A 19935-nucleotide genomic window follows, 5' to 3' on the forward strand; every position below is an offset into this window, starting at 1 on the left:
TAAAATGTTTGTTACATGTTGCAAACTGGTTTTTAGAGTTTGTGAAGATATAACTGATTTAATAGTCAGAAGTTACAAGCCTGGTATCAGACGGATACCAGGCTTGTTGTTTTTATAGCCTTCTGAATTTGGTAAAGCACAAAAAAAAGGAGCCTCAGCTCCTTTTAGTTTAAAATACAGGTAGCAGGTGATCCTGCTTTTTACTCTGCAATGTCGCGAAGGGCGCGAATGTGGTCATGTGCCTGCTTCACGTCCCGGTACTGTTGCTCCACAACGGCATGCAGTTCGCTGGGGAGGTTTTTATCCAGTGCTTCCTTGTATGCCTTTACAGCATAATCTTCGCCGCGCTCGCATTCTTCCAGCACCCGCTTTCTGTCGTTAGCCATGATAGCAGACTTTACGTCGATCCAGACACGGTGGAGGGTGCCTTCCAGCGAGCTGGCTTCACTGTCTGTCTTTCCGAGCTTGTGTAACTGGTCCTGCAGTTCGGTAATCATGCTGTCGCGCTGCACTGCGTATTTTTTGAAGAGGTCTTTCAGGTCCTGGTCCTTAACATCTTCAGAAGCAGTTTTGTAGCCTTTGGCACCATCTTTACAACGTTCTATCAGGTGGTGCACGGTTGAATAGATTTCTTTGTTAACTTCCATAGTTTCTTTGGATGATTAGTGTTATCAAAGAGTTACTGCAATTGTTCTGTTTTTGTTGCCGTACGAATCGTTATTTTATCCGGTTAACGAAGCAGCGATGGCTTTCCCGGCGAGGTAGCCCGTTGTCCAGGCGGCCTGGAAATTAAAGCCTCCCGTAATACCATCAATATCAAGTACTTCTCCTGCAAAATGCAGGCCTGGCACCAGCCGGCTTTCCATAGATCGCATATTTACCTGGCTTAAATCAATGCCGCCGCAGGTCACAAATTCTTCCTTGAACGTTGTTTTACCTTTTACTTCGACAGCATTTCGCAGGAGGGCTTCAACCAGTTTGTTGGTGTTTCGGGCTGGCAACTCGGTCCAGCGTATTTCTGCCGGAATTTCTGCCTCCTCTGTCAGCGCCTTCCAGAGCCGCTGGGGCAGCCCGAACAGCGGGTTGGTCGCTACCACTTTTTTAGGATGCAGCATTCTGAAGTCCTGGAGGTGCTGCCGCAGTGAAGCTTCGGTAAATTCAGGAATCCAGTTGATGAGTGCCGTGAACGCATAATGCTGCTCATGGAAAAGCCGCGCTCCCCAGGCCGATAGCTTTAGCACAGCAGGCCCGCTAAAGCCCCAGTGGGTAATGAGCACCGGCCCTTCGTACTCCAGCTTCTGACCCGCCACCCGTACGTTGGCCCTGGCAACCGAAATACCCTGCAATTCGCGAAGAGGGGAGCCTGGTGCATTAAACGTGAAGAGCGACGGCACTGGCTCCTGTACAGGGTGGCCCAGCTCCCGCAGCCAGTCATAGCTTTTCGATTTCGGATGGCCGCCGGTACAAACCAACACTTTATCGGCCGATAGGCTTTTGCCATTGCTAAGCTGCAGCAAAAAGCCAGGAGCATCAGCAGAAGGAGTGGTGGCAGGTGCAATATGCTCCACGGCCACGCCGGTTCTGACCTCGACGCCTGCTTTCCCGGCTTCGCGCAGGAGGCAGTCTACAATCGTTTCGGAGTTATCGGTAACCGGGAACATACGCCCGTCTGCTTCCGCTTTTAAAGCCACACCACGTTTTTCGAACCAGCTGATCGTTTCCCGGGCACCAAATGTTTTAAAGGCTTCTTTCAGTTGTTTCGCCCCACGCGGGTAGTGTTTCGAGAAAACCGAAGGCACAAAGCAATGGTGCGTCACATTACAGCGGCCACCCCCCGATATCCGTACCTTCGAAAGCAGCCTGGACGATTTTTCCAGCAGGAGCACGTCGGCATCAGGGTTTGCCTCAGCACAGGCGATGGCCCCAAAAAATCCCGCCGCCCCTCCACCAATCACCACTACTTTTCCAGGCATAAATTTTTTGAGTTTTTGAGTTTAGGAGTTAGAGAGTTTGGGAGTTAGAGAGTTTGGGAGTTAGAGAGTTTAGGAGTTAGAGAGTTTAGGAGTTAGAAAGTACAAAATTAATAGTTACATGCAGATAAAACTACTGAGGCTGTAACTATGATAAGCAAGAACAATGAAATCACTATTGATTTCACTCTCTACCTCTCTACCTCTCTAACTCCTAAACTCCCAAACTCCTAAACTTCCAAAGGGTTTGGGTGAAGGAAATGGTAAGAGAGCTCCTCTTTTAGCTTCTGGCTGCTGATGCGCTTAAAGCTTTCTGCTGCTGTTGTTTCGGCAAAGGTGGGAGGTAGGGCGCCAATAGACAGCGCAGCCTGGGTGTAAAAGTGCTTGCGGGTGGGGTGCTCATCGGCACAGGCATTGTAAACACGGCCCCACATTTCCTGCTCTATAATCCGGGACAGGATCGTCACGCAATCATCCAGGTGAATGAGGTTAACGGGAGCGTTGCCATTGGGCAGGTTCTCTTTCCCAGCCATAAAGCGGCCCGGATGCCGGTTTCCGCCGATCAGTCCTCCGAAGCGTACGATGGTGGTCAGCCATTCTTCACGGTCCTGGAAAAGCTTTTCAGCCTGCAGTAATACATTGTCGGGGGCAGTGTAGGAGATGTCGTCTTCGGTAACCTCGCGGTTTAGGTCGGGGTAAATGGCCGTAGAACTGACAAATAAAATTCTGCTGATAGGTGATGTTAGCAGGCTTTTAAGCAGCACGTGCAGCCTGTACAGGTACTGCTCACCTTCGCCGGCACGCAGGCGGGGCGGTATGTTCAGCACCAGCGTTTTGGTGTTCAGAAAAGAAGTGAGCGACTCCGGGTCAGTTTCTTCAGGCTGCAGGTTTACCAGGTACGGTTCAATCTGTTTCTGCTGGAGCAGTTCCAGTCTGGCAGGAGAGGTAGTGGAGCCTTTTACCCGGTAGCCACTGTGAACCAGCTTTTCTGCCAGCGGTAAACCAAGCCAGCCACAACCTAAAATACTTACATCCGCTTTTTCATTCATAGTTCCTGTTGTTGCTTATAAGGACCTGCAAAGTTCAAAGCGGTAAAGGTAGTGTTATTTTTGGCTACACCTACTTACGCTGCTACCGGCAAAAGCAATTGAGTGGGTTCAGAACTTCTCTGCAGCAGCCACCACTCCCTCTGCTCCTTCAGAAACTCGTTTTACAATGCATATCTTTTGGGGCAGCAGTTCGGAACTGCTGCCGGCACAACCAAAAGGGGTACACGAAGAACTACTGGAACCGCTGGTAATGCCTGCTCTGGTTCATGATTCTCCTCTTTTTTAAAAATCGTTTCTGATGCTTATGAGACTTTTTAACCTGGAAAAAGGAGTGCCTCTTCAGCGAAAACTGTTTTCTTGTCCTGTTGAAGCTGCGTCGCAGAACAGGCATCATTTTAGCCCCTCTGATAGACACACTGCGGCTATTCACTTTTCTTTTTTCCTGGAACAGCACCGGCTCCAACATAGCCGCATCTGGCAAAGCAGTTTCGGCTACAGCAGCTACATCAAGTAAATCCGCAGGGGCTTCCGCATAAGAAAGGTGCGTACCGGCAACCTCGTTTAACCCGGTTACGCTTTCATGAAAGGAGTTTGTTTGTTCAACTGGTCTTGCTGCCGGAATCGCTTCGTCAGTGTTGCCTGCATTAAAATAGTTGGTAAGGGTGATTATTAAGAGTAGTGTTTTCATAATCAAATGATTTAAAATTATGAATAAGTTGGATTGCGATAAAAAATGTACTGTGAAAAGACTAAGAGTGAAGTGGTTACAGGTTTTTATTGAAGAATTTATAGCGTAAAAGCAGAAACACATGCCTGAAAAGCATGAAATGGATGCCTAAATAAATAATATTAAGGATTTAACCTTTATTATTTTATGTATAAATAAGATATGTTAAACAGGTGCAGGTTAAATAAGAAAATAAAAATATAGCTTTGTTTGATTGTACGGATGTAAATTTAGATAGTTTAAGTAAAATATTAAAAAAAATATTGAAATTATTTAAAATAATAACAGACGTTAGCATGAAGGCAGCTTCATGTGGGTAGTGGCTTCGGGAATGAAACTTTATTTTGCACTTTTTTAAATAAGTGAAACTGTGGGTTTTAAGAAAAATTAAAGGACAAAGGTTTTCCCTTTTCATTTTTCATAATAGTAATGACATAAATATTTGAAATTGGCAGTAGATAAACCTGTAGCGGAACAAGCTAGAAATCGTGCTTATTTCAGGCATCACGAAAAATAAGAACTCAGTACCCAATGGCTTGTTTTCCGGTGGGGTGGGTTGTTTTCCGGAACAGAAATAATAACTTTAGCTTTAGATTTTTTAGCCATAACTGTTGCTGCACATGAAGTATAACAACCTCGGAAATTCTGACTTAAGCATAAGCGAAATTAGTTTCGGATGCATGTCGTTGGGCGGGGATGATGCCGCAAATGCAAAACTGCTGCACCAGGCACTCGACCAGGGTATCAATTTTTTTGATACAGCCGATCTTTACCAAAAAGGAGCAAACGAACGCACGGTGGGCAAAGCCTTCCGGGGCATGCGCGACAAAGTTGTAATTGCCACCAAAGTCGGCAATGCCTGGCGCAGCGACGGAAGAGGCTGGGACTGGAATCCTACTAAAGCCTATATCCTGCAGGCGGTGGAGCAGAGCCTGCAGCGGCTGCAAACCGACTACATCGACCTGTACCAGCTGCATGGCGGCACTATAGAAGACCCGATAGATGAAACGATCGCTGCCTTTGAGCTCCTGAAGCAGCAGGGCAAGATCCGGCAGTATGGCATCTCTTCCATCAGGCCCAACGTGATCCGGGAGTACGTAAAGCGCTCCGGCATCGTAAGTGTGATGATGCAGTTCAGTTTGCTGGACCGCCGGCCCGAGGAAACCGTGCTGGAGCTGTTACAGGAGCAGGGGATAAGCGTGCTGGCAAGAGGTGCCTATGCGCAGGGGCTGCTGCTGGGAAAAGAACCCGCGCCTTACCTGGGCCTTTCCAGCGAAGAGGTGCAGGCTGTGGCAGCTACCGTACAGGCTGTTGCCGCCAAAAGAAACAGTGCTGCCGAAGTAGCATTACGGTATGTGTTGCACCACCCGGCTGTTGCGACTGCCGTTACCGGAATCCGGACGCCCGAGCAGTTGCAGGAAGCACTACAGGCTGCTGGTACTCCAGCCCTAAGCGAGGCTGAACGTGAGGTACTCAAAAAGGCAGTCCGTGCTAACGTGTATGAACAGCACCGGTAGCTACCGGTTGTTGTGCTCTTAACTAACCTTTGATAACGGAAGGTTGCATGACAGGGAGCAGGTTATCTTCTTTTCAGAACCATTAAATTCTGGCTGGAAGTGAGCAGTTCAAAATCCTGGTTCCGGATTTCTTTTTCGGTCAGTTCCTGCATTTCCAGCTTATCAATATATTCTTTCGAGAGGATGATGTAGTCGATCCCATACTTGCCGGTGAGGTTCAGGAACTTTTCTTTTTTTAAGGCTTCGTTCGTTTTCTGCTTTTCGCCATATACCATTTCGCTTTGGATGGCCTCAAAATCATCGATCTGGTTAAAGATAAAGCTCATAGGGGCCACAATGCGGTACTGTTGTGCATCTCCCCGGATATACTGCCTTGCAATCCGGTTGTTCCTGGCAATAACGGATTCCTCGCGCACGGTATACAGGTTATAGAAGGTGTTCACCAGCAGGTACACTACCAGCAGGAAACTGAGGGCGGGTAAGAGTTTTTTATAGGTAAACTTTCCGGCAATTACCTGCTCGGCCCGGGCGCAGTGGTAGAGGTGGCGCAGCGCCAGTACGAGCAGCAGCAAAAAGTAAGGAAGCGTGAGCAGCAGGTACTTGGGAGTTTTGTGCATCGACACCAATGCCAGGAACAACACCAGCAGCCCCAGGTAGCGCATCAGGTTCCGGTGCGCCTTCAGGTGGCTGTAGGCAACCGAGAACGCCACCAGAAATAAAACGGAAAAGGATATCTCCTTCAGGCTATGAAAGAAGCGTTTCTGTTCCGTTACAATATTCAGCAGGTAGGAGAGGCCGTACGGCAGCTTCCGCTTCGCATCGAAATACGGATTTTCGAACAACTGGTAATGCCAGAATTTAAAGTTGAACTCGGGCGTGAAGTCGTAAAAATAAATGGCTATGGTGGGCAGGGTAGCCAAGCCAAACAGCAAACTGCCGGTCACTTTCCTGTTCCAGATAAGCAGCAGAAAGCCGGCTACCGGGAAAATAATGCCGTTCAGGTGTGCCGCTACACAAAGTCCTGCAAAAAGCCCGCTTAGCAGCAGAGCGCTGTAATTCCGCCTGTCTTCCTGCAGCGCCTTCGACAGAAAAGTGTAGGAGATAAAGCCGAGCGTCATGACCATGATCTCCGGGCGGAACACAAACGCATACTGGAACACCAGCGCATTGCTCAGCAGCAACAGCAGGGCCAGGTAAAAAGCCTCAGGGGAAAGCACCTTATTATAGGTGTGGTAAGTAAAAACGCCAATAAACAGCAGCAGGTAAAGCAGGCTAACCGCCTTCAGCGTTGCCAGCGAAAAGCCGAACAGGTGAATGAACAAGGCGCCATGCAGTGTGAGCAGCTTGTGGTGGCAGATCAGGCGTACTTCCTGCATCGTTATGCCCCGCATCAGTTCCGATTTCACATAGCCCAGCTTCGACATCCAGTAGGCCTGTTCTCCAATCCAGGCATCGTCGGTGTCGGGTGCCCGGTCAAAAAGGCTGTATATAAAAAGGAGTATGGTAACTAGTATGCCCGCTTTTACTACGCTACTGATGTTCATTCAGAAGGGTGATAATATTTGAAAGGAAACGCGAATATACTGAATATTAATGATTAAGCCCGCTTGTTCCTGATCTGCGTATCTTCTGCTGCGCCCGCCACCACAGCCACTGCACCTGCTTACTCCTAACTCAGCGTGTAGTAATCTTCTTTTTCCTTGTCGTGCAGGCGCAGGTAGCCGTGGATGACCAGCTTTACCAGGATGCGGTAAGCCCTGCGCTCCGACAGGTTCGCCAGTTTCATGTACTGGCGCTGCGTGATGCGTGGGTTTAGCTGCAGGTAATCGAGCACGGCCAGCTCGTGGCGGTCGAGGGGCAGGGGCTCAAACAGGGGCGGCTCCGGCTGCTGCAGGCTTTTTTCGACTAACCTGCTCGTCTGCACGCTGGTGTCTTTCACACGCACATAGCCGCGCCAGTCATCTTCCTTTACTTTGGCCAGGTGCGGTTTCTCCGGGCTTTCCGGAATGGTAACAATCAAAATGGTGTCTCCTTCAATCTCGGCTTCTTCGTAGTGCAGGGTAACCGGCGGGTCACAGTAAAAGGCAGCCGCCAGGTCTAAGGTATGTTTTTCCTCTTCCGGATCGATGCCGCAGATCGTTCCATTGTCTTTTACACCTACCAGTACTTTACCGCCCCGGGTATTGGCAAATGAAACAAGCGTACGGGCAATTTTTTCAGGCTGTGTAACGCGTTGCTTAAAATCTACTTTGTCGTTCTCTCCTAGCCAGATGAGGCGTTGCAGTTCGTCCATGGGTTGGGGTGGGGAAGTTTACCTTTGCTATATAACACAAAAAACGCAGCTTTTGTTGCCGCTGCTGCCCGTGCTGCATAAAAAAAGCGAACCGTTGGGCTCGCTTTTCTATCAGTGAATAATATGCTTTAGAAAGGAAGGTCATTGTCAGCATCGCTGCTGTAGAACGATGGGGCAGGCTCAGAAAAGGCAGGGGCGCCGGCAGGAGCGCCTGCATTATTAGAGGCACCTTCAATTCGCCAGGCCTGCAGGTTCGTGAAATACATGGTAGAACCGTTCTTCACAAAGGGCTTACCTGTCAGGTTAAACGTCACTTTCACCTCGTCACCTTGCTTATATTGGTTCAACAGGGAGCATTTGTCCTGTGTTAACTGAAACTTTACGTACTGCGTGTACGAACCATCAGGAATTTCCAGCACAAATTCACGCTTTTTAAACTTCTCACTCACCTGCTGTTCCTCAAACACCTCGTACAGCTTACCTTGAATATCAAACGACATAATTTACTTTTTTTTGATTTTGAATAACACAAATATACAAAATGCAGGCCTATTGTAGAACACCCGGCACCTTTTGAATTGATATTTTTTCGGTTATGCAGGAAGATAAAACAGGCAGCTGCAAACAGGCGTAAAGAGTAGCTACTTATAAAATGAAACAGCAAATCACATGACCAAACTAGCCATTGCCATCCATGGTGGGGCCGGCACCATAACGCCGGCATCGATGACGCCCGAACTTGAAGCAGCCTATAAAGCAGCCCTACAGGCAGCAGTGGATGCCGGGTACCAGGTGCTGGAAAACGGTGGTTCGGCCTTGGATGCGGTCGAAAAGGCAGTAGTAAAGCTCGAAGACACGCCCATGTTCAATGCAGGCAAAGGCTCTGTGTTTACCAAAGAAGGAAAGCATGAGATGGATGCCTCCATTATGTGGGGTAAAACGCTGGAAGCGGGTGCCGTGGCCGGTGTCCGGAGTATCCGGAACCCGGTGGTGCTGGCGAGGGCTATTATGGAACGCTCCGAACATGTGTTTATGAGCGCGTATGGAGCCGAAGAATTTGCCCGCATGCACAAGCTTGCTTTTGAGCCGGAAGCATACTTTTACGACCCCTACCGCTACAAACAATGGTGCGAAGTGCGGGACACCGGCCATTTTATGCTGGACCATTCCCAGGAAAAGAAATTTGGTACGGTAGGGGCCGTGGCCCTGGACGCACGGGGCAATGTGGCTGCCGCTACCTCTACCGGTGGCATGACCAACAAGAACTTTAACCGGATAGGCGATTCACCGGTGATTGGCGCCGGGACGTATGCCAACAACCGTACCTGCGCCGTTTCCTGCACCGGGCATGGCGAATATTTCCTGCGGGCCGTGGTGGCCTACGACGTATCCTGCCTGATGGAGTACAAAGGCTATACCCTGCAGCAGGCCTGCGACTATGTAGTGATGGACAAGCTGGTGAAGTTCGGGGGCGAAGGCGGACTGGTAGCACTGGACACTTCCGGAGAGGTAGCGCTTCCTTTTAACTCCGAAGGCATGTACCGGGCCTGCAGAAAACAGGGCGAAGCAGCGTGGGTGGCTATTTACAAGCGCTAAGCAGGTACTGGCGCTCCCGCATCGCTGTAAAAAATTCTGCTGCACCTGCCACCACAGCCACTGCTGTTCCTTTCCGGAAAGAACTTTAAGTTGATGAGATCAGGTAACCAGGTGTGTCGAGAATTCCCTGGTTTCAATGTCGTACACGTTACCTTTGGAGAGCACGTGCATCAGCATATTTTCAATGGCTACCGGTCTTCCTTTTTCTATCTCCGGGTAATTGGTGTACCCCAGCGCATGGCCGTCTGCGATCACTACCAGGTTCGAGCCGATGGTTTCGATCATGTGTCCTTCCGTTATCAGCACGCCCGTGTCTTCTCCTAAGCCAATGCCTATGGTATTGGGGTGGGCAACAACAGCTTCCATTAAGCGGCCAAAGCGCCCGCGTATCACAAAGTGGGAGTCGATGATAACGCCACTGATCAGGCCAAGCCCACGTCCGATTTTTACAGCTCCTTTCAGCAACGATTCTTTGGCGCTGCCTCCTTTTATCATCACCTCCGACATGGCCATGGCGCCTGCGCTTGTGCCGGCAATTACAAAATCTTCGTTCCAGTAGCGGTGCTTGAGTATGTCCAGGAACTCCGTATCGCAAAACATGCGGGTAAGCCGCGACTGGTCGCCTCCGCTGAACATAATTCCGTCTGCTTTTTTGATGCGCTCGAGGTAGTCGGGCTGCAGGGCGTCTTTTTCTTCGCGGATGTGCATGATGCCAACACCTTCGCAACCCAAAATGCCAAAGGCGCTCGTATAGCGCTCCCCGACTTCTTCCGGGATAAGCGACGCGGTGGTGATGACCTCTATCGTTGGTTCTTCGGCTGGAATTTCATTTAAGAAGCGTTTTAAGATGCCGAGTTCAAAAAAATCCAGGTAATATTTTTTTCGGGACCTCGGGTTTGGATAGGTTCCTTTGTCTTCGTTTCCGCCAACGGCAATCAGCTTTCCTTTGGGTTTGTCCACTTCGGTTGTGTTTTAAGTACAGTAAAAGTTCGTTACTTCTTTCAGTTCTACGTTCCTGGCAGCTCGCCAGGACGGGTGCTAGGATAAAGTACCCATTTTAGCTGAAATCGTTACAGGCAGGCTGCTCCAACCTGAAAAAAGTGTCCGGAAACTGTTAAAGGCCAATTTTATGAACATGAAATACAGCTACTGCAGCAGCAGTGGCTGTGGTGGCAGGTGCAGCAGTATTTTTTTCAAGTATCAAAACGCCCAAGCAAGCCGGAAACATGCTGGCCGCTCCAGGTACTGTTAAGAAGGACTCGCTTACGTAATTTCACCAATATAACTAAACAGGTACGTGCAGGAAGGTGAACAAAAGCCGGCGGGCAGGATGAGGGCTTGCAGGTGTTTTTATTTATTTGCCTGATAATCAATTTTATGCGGGTAATGATGTGTTTTTTTTCAACCCGTGCATATACTCCCCGTATAGAATAGGAACGATTTTAAATTTTTTAATTAAACGAATAAACCTTTCCAAGCTATGAAACTTAATAATTTGAACGACCTTTTTATTCACGAATTACAGGATATATTTAATGCAGAAAAACAAATTACGAAAGCGCTTCCAAAAATGATGAAGGCAAGCTCTTCCGATAAACTAAAAGCTGCATTTGAGGATCACCTTCAGGTAACGCAAAAGCAGATTGAGCGCTTAGAAAAGGTGTTTAATATGCTGGGAATGAAGGCAAAAGGCACAAAATGTCTGGCCATGGAAGGTATCATCAACGAGTGTGAATCGGTGTTGAGCGAGAAGGCAGAAGCAGCCGTAATGGATGCCGCGCTTATTGCCTGCGCCCAGCGTGTAGAACACTATGAAATTGCTGCTTATGGCACTGTGTGTACTTTCGCCAAGCAATTAGGGCTGACCGATGTGCTGAACGAGCTGCATACCACGCTGGAAGAAGAAAAGAAAACAGACAAGCTGCTCACTACGATTGCCAAGAAAAATATCAATGTAAAAGCTGAATAAGCAAGGTACATTTTTCTGACCATACAAAAGAAGCTCTGTCCTTCCCCGTGCTACTCGCCGGTCAGAAGTTGGCAGAGCTTTCTTTTTGGCGATGGTTTACATGCGAACACAAAAAGCAGCCCCGGTTGATTCCGGGGCTGCTTTTTTTATAAGTGCCGCTGCTATTTTTTCAGCAGCTCATCCAGCGTGCTCGTGGAAACGGCATGGTAGTTCGGACGGGCTTTCGCGTAAATGGCCAGGGCTTTCTTTTTGCCTTCCGGTGTGGCTGTAAGCGCTTTGTAAATAGGCACGAGGAATTTCCGGCGGCCTACGTTGGTCAGGAACGTTTCCAGGGCCTGGTCGGCGGTGGTGTAGTTGTTCCGGATGGCATGCAGGAACCAGGCGGCCAGTACCTCGGAGTTGCCGGAGTTGGTAAAGTGAAAGGCCTTGTCCAGTTCTGCCATCTGCTGTGTTGTCATTGGCTCGGGCAGCATCCGGATAAAGTGCAGCCACTCGTGGCTCGACCAGTCTTTGGTGTTGAGTTGTGCGGCAGGGGTTCCGTTTTTCCAGCTGTTATACGCCTGTTCTACCTGCTCAAAGCGTTTGGAGGCAGGTACCAAATGGTCTTTCGGTAAGCCAGGCGAAAACACCCAGCCCTCGATATTTATTTTGCGGGCCAGTTTTTCGTCGCCTTTGATCAGTTCGGTGCGCAGGAACTCCAGGAAACGGTCGGTATTGGTGCTTTTAAAGGCGAAGGTGTTAAAGTACTTGTTCAGAAACAGGTCGAAGCGCTCTCTTCCTACAGCCTGCTCTATGTGCCGTAAAAAGAAATTTCCTTTCTCGTAGGCTATGTCCGTCAGTCCTTCGTCCGGGTCGCGGCCTTCCAGGTCCAGTTGCAGGCGGGTATCTTCGCTTTTCGGGCCAAGTTCCTCCAGCGTGTGCTGCAGGTCCTGGTAACCGAGCACCTCCAGCATATCGGCATATTCTTTCCCGTACAGCTGCTCCATGATGCGGCGCTCGAAGTAAACGGTAAAACCTTCGTTCAGCCAGAAGTCGTTCCAGGTGCCGTTGGTAACCAGGTTTCCGCTCCAGCTATGCGCCAGCTCATGGGCAATCAGGCTGGTGAGCGAGCGGTCTTTGGCCAGGATGGTAGGAGTAACAAAGGTCAGGCGCGGATTTTCCATGCCCCCGAACGGGAAAGAAGGAGGGAGCACCAGCAGGTCGTAGCGGGTCCAGCGGTAGCGGCCGTACAGCGATTCGGCAGCCACCAGCATTTTGTCCAGTTCGGCAAATTCATGTGCTGCAGCGGCTATGGTGGCAGGTTCAGCATAAATCCCGGTGCTCGTTCCGATGGGGCTGAACACCAGGTCGCCCACTGCCAAAGCCATGAGGTACGACGGGATAGGCTGGTTCATGAAAAACCGGTACTCGCCGGTGCTGTTCTTTTGCTGCGGATTTTCAGCGCTCATCAGCGCCAGTAAGGCCGGCGGCACTTTCACATTGGCGCTGTAGGTAATCCGGATGCCCGGGCTGTCCTGAATCGGAATCCAGGTGCGGGCCAGTATGGCCTGCGACTGCGTGAAGAGGAAAGGGTGCTGTTTGCCGGCTGTCTGCTGCGGGTTAAGCCACTGCAGGGCCGCCGCATCCGGTTTGGTTTTGTATTGAATGGTAACGGATTTTGTTTCGGGTTTAATGGCCACGATCAAAGGCTGGCCCAGGTGCTTCTGTTCTTTACCGATTTCAAAGGTGGTTTCGGTCAGGCTGTCGCTGATGTAGGCTTTCTCGATCACCAGGTCGCGGGTGTCGAAAATGATATGATCTGTTTTAGCGAGATTTTCTATCTGGTACGTTGCCCGCCCGCTGATCACCTTTTCATCAAAATTCACGTTGATATCCAGGTCCAGGTGCCTGGCTACTGCTTCGGTGGGTTTGGCAAAGCTGTGCACATCTTCAGGTGCGTTGGCTACTTCCTTTTTTTCTGTCATAGTTTGTTCTTGGTTTGAGGTAGAGGAATTGCAGGCTGCAAACGGCAGGAAAGCTGCCAAACAAAAGAGCCTGAACAGGTACATGGGGGAATGCGTCATAAGGGGTAGTCGGGATTTTTGTGCTAAGTTAAGCTATTTACGAAAAATTCGGGACATGGCGGAAGAAGGAATCCTGTTCCTGAAACCGCCACACCGGTACGGGTATAACACATGCTGTTAAAAGTGCGTAAATTATGTTAAGTAGTTTATAGAATTAAAAAGCCGTGCATTAACATGTGTTTTCCGGGCATTCATAACATTTTGTGCTGTTTTGAAGTACACAGATATAGAATGCCATAATTTTCAAAATAACGTAATTTAAATAGTATTATTTTTAGAGCGGCTGGAGGCGGAACTACCGGAGCCGTATCAATCTGAAAGCCCTGTGGGGCAATGCATTAAACGAAACGAACATATGAACCCTTTCAAATATTCTAAAAACATATGGTACCTCGTGGCCTTTCTGTGGCTTAACATGGCGTTTGGCTGCAACAAAACAGCCAACGATACGCAGTCAGAAGGTGTAACTACCGACGAGTCGGGCGGTTTATTTAGCAGTGCTGACGAGCGAAGTGCTGCGCCTGTAGTGGTAGACAGCCTGTACATTCTGAATTACATCAGCAAAATTCCGCAGTTTAAGGAACATGCGGACCTGATGTTCCTTTTCTACGGGGAGCGCGACTATCGATCGGCCTGGTTTAAGGATGGAAAACTGGTGCCGCAAACGGAAAATTTTATGGAGGCCGTCAATCACTCTGCAAAAGAAGGACTGGACCCCAACCGGTATAAGGTGGTGGATATCAGTAGCAAAATTAAGCAGTACAACGACATGAGCAGGCGGGATACTGCCCGAACGCAGCTGCAGAAAGAAATAGATGTAGCCCTGACAGCTTCTTATTTCAATTTTGCTTCCGATTTTTACAAAGGCCGCCTGAACCCGGGCGAATCAAACCTGATCAACTGGAATGTAAAAAAGAACAAGGTAAAACTGCACAAAGCGCTGCAGACTATCCTGAAGGAGCGTGAAAGCACTTACCCTTACTACGAGTTTGAAGCCCTGCACGATGGGTATGTAAAACTGCGCGAGTCGCTCAAAAAATACCGGGAGCTGCAGCAAAAAGGTGGCTGGTCCACCGTAGACCTGGGAAAGCGGAAGTTTATTAAACCAGGCGATACAGCCAGGGCCGTGCTGTCTATCCGGAAACGTTTGAACCCCGAAAAGAAGATCAGCATGAACGACACCAGTTTGTACCGGTTCGATAAAGCGCTGGAGCAGCAGGTAAAACATTTCCAGATGCTGCATGGCCTGGATACGGATGGGGTAGTAGGGGGCAATACCCTGAAGGCCATGAACGTTTCTGTAGATGACCGGATTGATCAGCTCATCATTAACATGGAGCGCTGGCGCTGGATTCCGAAACGCCTGGTACCCAAAAGCCTGGATCAGAAGTTCATCTGGGTAAACATTCCGGAGTACAAGCTCTACATCTACGAAGACCCGGACAACGATCCGGAAGCGGAACGGAAGTATAAGAAGGTAAAGGAAATGCGCGTGATTGTAGGAAAAACCATGAACTCAACCCCGATCTTTAGCGAAAAGCTGGAGTTTGTGGTGATGGCGCCTTACTGGAACGTGCCAAACAGTATTGTAGAAAACGAGATAAAACCAGCTATGCTGCGTAACCCGGACTGGCTTGCCAAAGAGGATATGGAAATCGTAACCAAAGAGAAGAACCCGAAGCGGATACCGATCAGCTCGATCGACTGGGCCAGTGTTACCGAAAAAAACTTTCCGTATATGGTACGGCAGCGTCCGGGGCGAAAAAATGCACTGGGCTCTATTAAGTTCCTGTTTCCGAACGAATTCTCGGTTTACCTGCACGACACGCCAACGGAGTCGCTCTTCAACCAGACGCAGCGCGGGTTCAGCCATGGCTGTGTGCGGGTAGAACGCCCCATGGACCTGGCTACCTACCTGCTGCAGGATATGCCGGAATGGACCGAAGACCGGATACAGGCAACAATTAACGGCGGCGACGAAACCTGGGTAACCTTGCCTAAAAAAGTGCAGGTGTACCTCGTTTATTTTACCAGCTGGGTAGATGAAAATGGAGAGGTCCATTTCAGAGAGGATATTTATGGTCATGATAAAAAACTGAGCAATGAGTATTTTGGGTAATCAGTTAAGCCTGTTTGTCCGTTCTGTGGCAGCAGTGGTGCTGCTCGGAGTAGGGCTGAGCGCCTGCGACTCCAGGGAACAGCCCCGGGAGTTGCTGGAGAAGGATTACCGTGCAAATGCTGCCGCTGCCGATACCGCTGATCCGCTGCATGTCCCCACCGATTCGATCCTGCACAAGGTGCAGGAGGTGAAAATACGGGCGCTTGGCAACAACCTGCAGGAAATCCGTTTCAGTAAGGATACCCTGGAGGTAATGGCCGGCGCACTGGTGAAACTGAAGCTGGAAAACGAGGGTATTGACAAGCCGATGATCCATAACATCGTTATTACGAAGGAGGGGCAGTACAAACAAGCGGCACTGGAAGGAGCTAAAGTAGGCGCTCCCGGAAATTATATTCCTGAAAATGTTGCCGTGATAGCAGCCTCTTCGCTGGCCCTTCCCGGGCAGACCGTTGAGGTAAAATTCCAGGCGCCGCTCAAGCCGGTTACATACGATTTCGTTTGTACGTATCCGGAGCATTACCAGCAGATGCACGGTAAAATTATCGTGAAGTAGAAGTTAAATTTTTTGGAATGAATGCAGCAGCAGGGCTCCCTGGATAGGGGAGCCCTGCTGCTTTTTAGGGGGCTGCCGTTCTTGCTGGCGCTGTACCTGCAGTACAAAGCAGTACTATCTTTATAATCCTATTTGCCTGGTTTTTCTTGGGCAGAAAGCAGCGCGGGTTCCTTCCTGCTTAACCGGTTCCTGGTACCCGTTCGCTCTGCCATTCCCGCATAATAAATCAACCATACAGGTGCAGCCGCATAAGTAGTTATCCATGATATAGTTAGCGATTGTGGATAACTCGAGTTATCCACAATCGCTGCTCCGGAGGCTGCCACTCTGTCAGAAGCGCCCGTTCAGACGGACTACAGTAGCATGGTTTTACGCAAATAATTGAGCCATCTAAGCTTAAAACCAGCGGGTTTAAAATAAAATATAGTTTTGTTATTAAGTGTTTACAAAAGTATATACATTTGTAAACAGGAGTAGGGTTAAAATACGATATTCAAATTTATGATGTTGGTGGTGTGGATATTATGTGTATTAAATTAAAGTTGTAGTAGAGCATAGTTTGCTGCTTTTTTTGCTTTGACAGCTCCATGTAAACAGCCTGCGGGTGTGTTTTTCTGCAGGATAATAGTATCCCTTTTGGTGTCATGATAGAGAGAATTAAACAACTAATGGAGGCGAAAAGCCTTTCTTCCACACAGTTCGCCGACGGGATAGAAGTGCCCCGGGCCATTGTCAGTCACATACTTAGCGGCAGAAATAAACCGAGCCTGGATGTGGTGATGAAGATTCTGGATGCCCACCGCGATGTAAATATGGACTGGCTTTTACTGGGAGAAGGGGAGATGCTAAAGAAATTAGCAGCTGATTCTGTAGCTGCAAACGCTCCGGAAGCGCTCCGGGCCAAAACTGCAGCCCCTGCAACGGAAGTTACGGTCGAAGAAGAGCCCGTGGAAAAAGTACAAAAACCTGAGAAGGTAGAAACCAAAAGACCTGTGGCCAAACAGGCTGGCAAAACCATTGAGCGCATCATCATCTTTTACGACGACAAGACTTTTGACACCTACAGCCCCGTCTGAACCTGAAGCACATTCGGTCCCGGGTGGTGCTGTGGCAATGGTGGCAGCTGCAGATAACATTTCCCTTCATTTTTTGTATATAAACTTCCCAAAAGAGGTGCAGTGGGTGTAGAGGCTGGTGCAGCAGCGTTTTACTTAGCTGTAAATTCTAAAAACGATAGCCCTGCCTGCTGCACTTGCCTGCACGCATGTTTCTGCTGCAGCCACCACAGCCTCTCCTCCCGCTGCTTCTGCAACATCCTTCCCCAGAAATCCCTCCTTCACTATTTAAGCGGCGAGTGTTTGTTTCTTGCTGGTTCCTGTCTTCTCTTTTCAGGGTGATTGTCAATGTTTAAACGGTTAATAGCTAATCACATAGTGTCAAATTGAATGCTTCATGTATTGATGAGGATCAGCATCTGAACTGACCTACGTCATCTTTCAGGGGCAGGGATTAAGTTAATTTTGTAATTCCTGGAATTGAAAAAATCAGACATGAAAGCTGTCTTAAAAACAAATATTCAAAACTGTTACCACTGCGGCGACACCTGTGCCGAGGCACCCATCGTGGTAAATGAGAAGGTGTTCTGCTGCGATGGCTGTAAAGCGGTGTATGAGCTGCTGGAAGAGAATAACCTCTGTACCTACTATAACCTGGAGCAGAACCCGGGCATTACGGGCAAAGAACCGGTGGCCGAAGCACGCTTTGCCTACCTCGACTATGCGGGTGTAGAAACGCAGCTGCTGAACTTTAAGAACGATACGATTGGCAAGCTAACCTTTTACATTCCGCAGATGCACTGCAGTTCCTGTATCTGGCTGCTCGAAAACCTGTTCAAGCTGAACCGGGGAATTGCGGAGACAACGGTGAATTTTATGCGGAAAGAGGTCGCTATTACCTACTTCCACCAGAAAACAAGCCTGCGGGAAGTGGTACAGCTGCTGGCGCGCATCGGGTATGAGCCTGCTATCACGCTGGCTGATACCGATGGAAAGAAGGAAAACAAGCAAAACCGGACGCTTATCTATAAGCTGGGAATCGCAGGCTTCTGCTTTGGCAATGTCATGTTGCTGGCCTTCCCGGATTACCTGGCGGTAACAGAGGGCTTGCAACGCACCTTTGGCTCGTTCTTTGGCTATTTAAGCCTTCTCCTGTCGGTGCCTGTGCTCCTGTACAGCGCCCGCGGGTTCTTTACCTCCGCGCTGGAAGGGATAAAGCAGCGGCTGGTAAACATCGACCTGCCTATTGCCACCGGTTTGCTGGCCCTCTTCTTCGTGAGCCTCTACGACATCGTAACGGGCAGCGGTCCCGGTTACCTCGACTCCTTTACGGGGCTGGTGTTTTTCATGCTGATCGGGAAATACTTTCAGCAGCGGACCTACGACACCCTATCCTTCGATCGGGATTACACTTCCTATTTCCCGGTTTCGGTAACGGTGCTGAAAGAAGACGGAACAGAAGATTCGATGCCTGTCCGGAACCTGAAAATAGGCGACCGCATCCGTATCCGGAACCAGGAGCTCATTCCCGCCGATGCCATCCTGCTGCGGGGCACCGCCATGATCGACTACAGCTTTGTTTCCGGCGAATCGGAGCCGGTGGAGAAAGTGGTGGGCGAGGTAATTTACGCCGGCGGGCGCCAGGTAGGAGAGAGCGTGGAGCTGGAAGTGGTCAAAGAAGTGTCGCAGGGCTACCTGACGCAGCTCTGGAACGACAGTGCCTTCTCCAAAAGCAAGGAGCAGTCGGTGGCGACCTACGCCAACGTGGCTGGCAAGTGGTTTATCATCGTTACCCTGCTGGTGGCGGCGGGTTCGCTCTTCTACTGGGTGCCGCGCGATGCGGATATGGCCATTAAAGCCTTTACTTCGGTGCTGATTATTGCCTGTCCCTGTGCCTTGTCGCTGGCTACGCCGTTTGTACACGGCCACACCATGCGGGTGTTCGGAAAAAATAAATTCTACCTGAAAAACACGGCGGTGGTCGAAACGCTGGCTAAAATTGACACGGTGGTATTCGATAAAACCGGTACCCTAACCGAGCCCAGCGCCGCCGAGATAACTTACACAGGAAAAGCGCTTTCAGGTGCGCAGGAGCAAGGAGTACTTTCAGTGCTGCGCCACTCCACGCACCCGCTGAGCCAGCGTATTGGCCAGGTGCTGCAGGGCGAAGCGCTGGAAGTGCAGCACTTCCAGGAATATGCCGGAAAAGGACTGGCCGGCGAGGTAAACGGGATGCTGGTGCGAATTGGTTCAGCTGCTTACTTGGGTGTGCCGGTTGAAAAGGGGCAGGATGCCCTCAAAACAACCGTGTACATTTCAGTTGACGGGGTAGTGCTGGGCTACTACACTTTCTTTAACGTGTACCGGCAAGGGTTGCGGGAAATTCTCAGCGACCTGAGCGATAAGCAGCTGGCCGTACTTTCCGGGGACAACAACCACGAGGAGGCGCGCCTGAAAGAACTGTTGGGAGCAGAAGCTGCGCTGAACTTTAACCAGTCGCCGGTGCAGAAGCTGGAATACATTCAGCGCCTGAAAAACAAGAACCGGCAGGTACTGATGGTGGGTGACGGGCTGAACGACGCAGGCGCCCTAAAGCAAAGCGACGCCGGTATCGCCCTCACAAACAGCGTCACCAACTTCTCGCCCTCCTGTGATGCCATCCTGGATGCATCGGCATTCGATAAGCTGAGCAAGTTCCTGGCTTTCTCCAAAAAGACGATGACTATTATCCTGGCCACGTTTGCAGTGTCGCTAATCTATAATGTTGTTGGCCTGACACTGGCCGTGCAGGGGCTGTTTACACCCATTGCATCCGCCATTCTCATGCCTATCAGCTCGCTGAGTGTTATCATTTTTGCCACCCTCTCCGTCAGGTTCGCCGCTAAACGGGCCGGTTTATAGTGCCACTGCCGCAAGTTTAGCGACAGCGTAACTTGTGGCTCTTATAGTGGAAGCTTTCAGCTTCCGTGTTACATACTGCTTTACCTGCAGACCTGCATTTGCAAGTTGAAAACTTGCTGT

Annotated in this window: 16 protein-coding genes; 7 read left to right on the plus strand and 9 right to left on the minus strand. The window is 49.7% G+C overall.

Translation table 11 applies throughout. The features are described 5' to 3' along the window. Positions 1-200: 200 nt before the first annotated feature. From DCW36_RS12125 to DCW36_RS12140, 4 genes are all read right to left on the minus strand, one after another. Positions 201-647, minus strand: a complete 447-nt coding sequence (locus tag DCW36_RS12125) for a ferritin-like domain-containing protein (protein ID WP_114781558.1) — start codon at positions 645-647, stop codon at positions 201-203. Between the two features lie 75 nt (positions 648-722). Then, the gene (locus tag DCW36_RS12130; RefSeq protein ID WP_114781559.1) at positions 723-1973 is read right to left on the minus strand and encodes a BaiN/RdsA family NAD(P)/FAD-dependent oxidoreductase; all 1251 of its coding nucleotides are present in this window, start codon (positions 1971-1973) and stop codon (positions 723-725) included. 227 nt (positions 1974-2200) lie between these two features. After that, positions 2201-3019: an SDR family oxidoreductase gene (locus tag DCW36_RS12135; RefSeq protein ID WP_114781560.1), complete on the minus strand. Its 819-nt coding sequence runs from the start codon at positions 3017-3019 to the stop codon at positions 2201-2203. 232 nt (positions 3020-3251) lie between these two features. Then, positions 3252-3707, minus strand: coding sequence for a hypothetical protein (locus tag DCW36_RS12140; protein ID WP_114781561.1), 456 nt, complete (start codon positions 3705-3707; stop codon positions 3252-3254). A gap of 659 nt (positions 3708-4366) precedes the next feature. On the opposite strand from DCW36_RS12140, the gene DCW36_RS12145 reads away from it, so the two are divergent. After that, positions 4367-5263 carry an aldo/keto reductase gene (locus DCW36_RS12145; RefSeq protein WP_114781562.1) on the plus strand — a complete coding sequence of 299 codons (897 nt, stop codon included), beginning with the start codon at positions 4367-4369 and terminating at the stop codon, positions 5261-5263. A gap of 62 nt (positions 5264-5325) precedes the next feature. Here the strand turns inward: DCW36_RS12145 and DCW36_RS12150 are convergent, their stop codons facing one another. From DCW36_RS12150 to DCW36_RS12160, 3 genes are all read right to left on the minus strand, one after another. Next, positions 5326-6807: an ArnT family glycosyltransferase gene (locus DCW36_RS12150; RefSeq protein ID WP_114781563.1), complete on the minus strand. Its 1482-nt coding sequence runs from the start codon at positions 6805-6807 to the stop codon at positions 5326-5328. A 125-nt stretch (positions 6808-6932) separates the two neighbouring features. Further along, entirely contained in the window at positions 6933-7556 is a 624-nt protein-coding gene (locus tag DCW36_RS12155; protein ID WP_114781564.1) for an RNA-binding domain-containing protein, read from the minus strand. Between the two features lie 128 nt (positions 7557-7684). After that, positions 7685-8056, minus strand: a complete 372-nt coding sequence (locus DCW36_RS12160) for a DUF3127 domain-containing protein (protein ID WP_114781565.1) — start codon at positions 8054-8056, stop codon at positions 7685-7687. A 169-nt stretch (positions 8057-8225) separates the two neighbouring features. On the opposite strand from DCW36_RS12160, the gene DCW36_RS12165 reads away from it, so the two are divergent. Further along, complete coding sequence (locus DCW36_RS12165) at positions 8226-9152, plus strand: isoaspartyl peptidase/L-asparaginase family protein (protein ID WP_114781566.1); 927 nt, start codon at positions 8226-8228, stop codon at positions 9150-9152. Positions 9153-9251: 99 nt separating this feature from the next. Here the strand turns inward: DCW36_RS12165 and DCW36_RS12170 are convergent, their stop codons facing one another. Beyond that, on the minus strand, positions 9252-10112 hold the full coding sequence (locus DCW36_RS12170) for a cyanophycinase (RefSeq protein ID WP_114781567.1): 861 nt from the start codon (positions 10110-10112) through the stop codon (positions 9252-9254). Positions 10113-10632: 520 nt separating this feature from the next. Here DCW36_RS12170 and DCW36_RS12175 point away from each other — a divergent pair. Then, on the plus strand, positions 10633-11121 hold the full coding sequence (locus DCW36_RS12175; protein ID WP_114781568.1) for a YciE/YciF ferroxidase family protein: 489 nt from the start codon (positions 10633-10635) through the stop codon (positions 11119-11121). A gap of 161 nt (positions 11122-11282) precedes the next feature. Here the strand turns inward: DCW36_RS12175 and DCW36_RS12180 are convergent, their stop codons facing one another. Continuing rightward, positions 11283-13085, minus strand: a complete 1803-nt coding sequence (locus tag DCW36_RS12180; protein WP_114781569.1) for a M1 family metallopeptidase — start codon at positions 13083-13085, stop codon at positions 11283-11285. Between the two features lie 454 nt (positions 13086-13539). On the opposite strand from DCW36_RS12180, the gene DCW36_RS12185 reads away from it, so the two are divergent. From DCW36_RS12185 to DCW36_RS12200, 4 genes are all read left to right on the plus strand, one after another. Next, the gene (locus DCW36_RS12185) at positions 13540-15303 is read left to right on the plus strand and encodes a L,D-transpeptidase family protein (protein ID WP_240676156.1); all 1764 of its coding nucleotides are present in this window, start codon (positions 13540-13542) and stop codon (positions 15301-15303) included. Beyond that, a complete protein-coding gene (locus tag DCW36_RS12190) occupies positions 15287-15859 on the plus strand; it encodes a plastocyanin/azurin family copper-binding protein (RefSeq protein WP_240676157.1) in 573 nt (190 codons plus the stop codon). The genes DCW36_RS12185 and DCW36_RS12190 overlap by 17 nt, the downstream gene beginning before the upstream one ends. Before the next feature lie 644 nt (positions 15860-16503). Then, positions 16504-16935 carry a helix-turn-helix domain-containing protein gene (locus DCW36_RS12195; RefSeq protein ID WP_114781570.1) on the plus strand — a complete coding sequence of 144 codons (432 nt, stop codon included), beginning with the start codon at positions 16504-16506 and terminating at the stop codon, positions 16933-16935. A 474-nt stretch (positions 16936-17409) separates the two neighbouring features. Continuing rightward, positions 17410-19815 (plus strand): heavy metal translocating P-type ATPase, encoded by a 2406-nt coding sequence (locus DCW36_RS12200; RefSeq protein ID WP_114781571.1) that lies wholly within the window; start codon positions 17410-17412, stop codon positions 19813-19815. Positions 19816-19935: the final 120 nt, after the last annotated feature.

The sequence above is a fragment of the Botryobacter ruber genome (genome assembly GCF_003347595.2).
GTDB lineage: Bacteria > Bacteroidota > Bacteroidia > Cytophagales > Hymenobacteraceae > Pontibacter > Pontibacter ruber_A.